Source organism: Belnapia sp. F-4-1 (assembly GCF_000802185.1).
Lineage (GTDB): Bacteria > Pseudomonadota > Alphaproteobacteria > Acetobacterales > Acetobacteraceae > Belnapia.
In genome coordinates, this window is the sequence record NZ_JROR01000035.1 from 1 (window position 1) to 2559 (window position 2559).

Consider the following 2559-nt stretch of genomic DNA (forward strand, 5'->3'; position numbering starts at 1 on the left):
GTATCCATCCGGCCAAGGCCGCAGGTGCTGAGCGGCGAGGCTCGGTGCGGCCAAGGTCAGGCGCCGTCAGCTGTCTTGGTGGTGCGGGCTGCCTTCCAGTTCCAAGGCAGCAATTCGTGCAGGCGCGAGGCGGGGTGGTCGGCGATGCGGGCCAGCACGTCGGCCAACCAGGCGCGCGGATCGACGTCGTTCAGCTTGGCGGTGTAGATCAGCGAGACCATCGCCGCGGCCCGGTCGCCGCCGCGGTCGCTTCCGGCGAACAGCCACGACTTTCTCCCGAGAGCGATACCGCGCAGCGCCCGTTCGGCAGCATTGTTCGTGAGGCAGATCCGGCCATCGCTGAGAAACCGCGCGAACGCCTCCCAGCGCACCAGCATGTAGTCCATGGCCTTAGCAACCGGCGCGTGCCGGGACAGCTTGCCGCGGCTCTCGCGCATCCAGCGCTCGAGCTCAGTGACCAGCGGCGCGATGTGCTGCCGACGGACGGCCAGCCGCGCCTCGGCGGGCAGCCCATTGATGGCGCGCTCGGCGTCAAAGATGGCGTCGATCCGGCGCACCGCCTCGATGGCGAGCGGGGCCCGCGACAACTCCGCCAGCTCGAACAGCTTGCGCCTGCCATGCGCCCAACATGCGGCCTCAGTGATCGGTCCCGGTTGTCGGTCCGCCTCGTAGAGCGCGTTGTACCCGGCATAGGCATCGGCCTGCAGGATGCCGGCATGGCCGGCCAGGTGCCGGTTTGGGTGCTCGGCGGTTCGGTCCCGCGAGTAGCGGAACATCGCCGCCGGGGGTGCCGGCCCGGCAAAGGGCCGATCATCGCGGACATAGGTCCAGACCCGGCCGGTAATGGTCTTGCCCCGGGCCAGCACGGGGACGGTGGTGTCGTCGCCGTGCAACCGCTCGGCGGTCTGCACATGGGCGTCGATCAAGGCCACCAGCGGCGCCAGGTTGGCGGTGCAGGCGCCGACCCAGTCGGCGATGGTGGAGACGCTGAGCTCGATACCCTGCAGGGTATAGGTCTCGCTCTGGCGGTTCAGCGGCAGGTGCTGGCCAAACTTGGCTTCCAAAATCATGGCCAGCAGGTTCGGCCCGGCTCGGCCGCGGGCGATGGCATGGAACGGTGCCGGCGGCTGGGTGACGGTCTCGCAAGCACGGCACGAGAACCGCTCGCGGACGGTCTGGATGACTTTCCACCGGATCGGCTCGACCTCGAGCGTCTCCGTGATGTCCTCGCCCAGCTTGGACAGTTTGCCGCCGCAGCAGGGGCAGGCGGTCGGTGCCGGCAGCACGACCCGCTCGCGCGGCAGATGGGCCGGCAGGGGCGCGCGCACTGGCTGGCCGCGGGGCGGGCTGTCGGCGCGACGGGGGCGGCCCTGCTTGTCGGCGGCGTTCTCCGCCCTCGCGGCGTCCTCGCTGGCGGCCGCCACCAACTCACCGAGCTCGAGCTCCAGCTGATCGATCAGCTTGCGACCGCGCTCGGAGGAGGCGCCGTACTTGTCACGCTTGAGCCGGGCAATGAGCAGCTTGAGGTGCACCACCATTGCCTCGGCACCCGAGGCACGCGCCTCGGCCTCACGCCGCGCCAGCTGCTCGGCCGCAAGCGCGGCACGCAGCGTGGCGATGTCGTCGGGAGGGTTGTCCGGCGCGGCTGTCACGCCGGAAATGGAATCACATCAGCGACGCGCCAGGTAGTACCGATGCCACTGCGCCGTACACTATCCCGCCAGCTCTGGCCTATAGGTCCGTACTGGGTTTCTCCAATCGATTCCGTCGAGCATATAAGCGAGCTGCGCGCCCGAGATCTGCAGGCAGCCGTCGGTTGGCGAGGGCCAGATGAAGCGTCCCTTCTCCAATCTTTTTGCGTAAAGCGACAGGCCAAGCCCATCGTGCCAGACGATCTTGACCAAGTCCGCCCTGCGCCCGCGAAAGACGTAGAGATCGCCGCAATGCGGGTCACGGCCGAGCGTCTGCTGCACTTGCAGCGCCAGAGAGTGCATCCCGCGGCGCATATCCGTGTGGCCAACTGCCAGCCACACCTGGACACCAGACGGCGTCGGGATCATGCGCGCAATGCCGCCAGCACGCGACGCAGCGTCGCCGCGCTGATCGACGCCGCAACGCGCACCGCAGTCCCGTCCGGCAGCACGATCTCGACCCGCTCGTCCACCGCGTCCTCCACCGCGGGAGGATCAGTGCAGGGCGGCGAGCCCGACCCACCCGGCAGCACCGGCGCAGCCATCTCCGGCACGACCTGCAGCGGCAGGAAGCCCGGTGTCTCGGCCACCAGCCTGCCGCGCAGGTGCGCATCCCGCCACTGCCAGAGCAAGCCGCGGCTCACATCATGCCGACGGGCAACCTCACTGAATTTGACCCCGGGCTGGTTCAGCTCAGCCAGGATCCGCAGCTTCTCCTCAGCCCGCCACGGCCGGCGGCGCTCCACTCCGGTGATGATCTCCATTCGCCACCTCGCCGCTTGTCCTTACCGGCGCTCCAAAGAACGCGCGTAAGATCAAAGGCAGGTCACAGGCTAACCCGCCAGGCGGCCCTCGGCGAATGGTTACG

3 protein-coding genes are annotated in these 2559 nt (G+C 68.9%); all 3 read right to left on the reverse strand.

Annotated features, from left to right (window positions below):
• Positions 1–56: 56 nt before the first annotated feature.
• The 3 genes from tnpC to tnpA are packed head-to-tail and all read right to left on the reverse strand — an operon-like array spanning position 57 to position 2455.
• Positions 57–1652, reverse strand: coding sequence for an IS66 family transposase (tnpC, locus tag LH62_RS00135; protein ID WP_043358386.1), 1596 nt, complete (start codon positions 1650–1652; stop codon positions 57–59).
• A gap of 60 nt (positions 1653–1712) precedes the next feature.
• Positions 1713–2060 carry an IS66 family insertion sequence element accessory protein TnpB gene (gene tnpB / locus LH62_RS00140; protein WP_043358388.1) on the reverse strand — a complete coding sequence of 116 codons (348 nt, stop codon included), beginning with the start codon at positions 2058–2060 and terminating at the stop codon, positions 1713–1715.
• Complete coding sequence (gene tnpA / locus LH62_RS00145; protein ID WP_043358392.1) at positions 2057–2455, reverse strand: IS66-like element accessory protein TnpA; 399 nt, start codon at positions 2453–2455, stop codon at positions 2057–2059. The genes tnpB and tnpA overlap by 4 nt, the downstream gene beginning before the upstream one ends.
• Between the last annotated feature and the right edge of the window lie 104 nt (positions 2456–2559).

What these genes read in the sequence shown, in the direction of transcription:
- tnpB (WP_043358388.1), bottom strand. Translation starts at nt 2,060, where the DNA reads ATGATCCCGACGCCGTCTGGTGTCCAGGTGTGGCTGGCAGTTGGCCAC.
- tnpA (WP_043358392.1), bottom strand. Translation starts at nt 2,455, where the DNA reads ATGGAGATCATCACCGGAGTGGAGCGCCGCCGGCCGTGGCGGGCTGAG.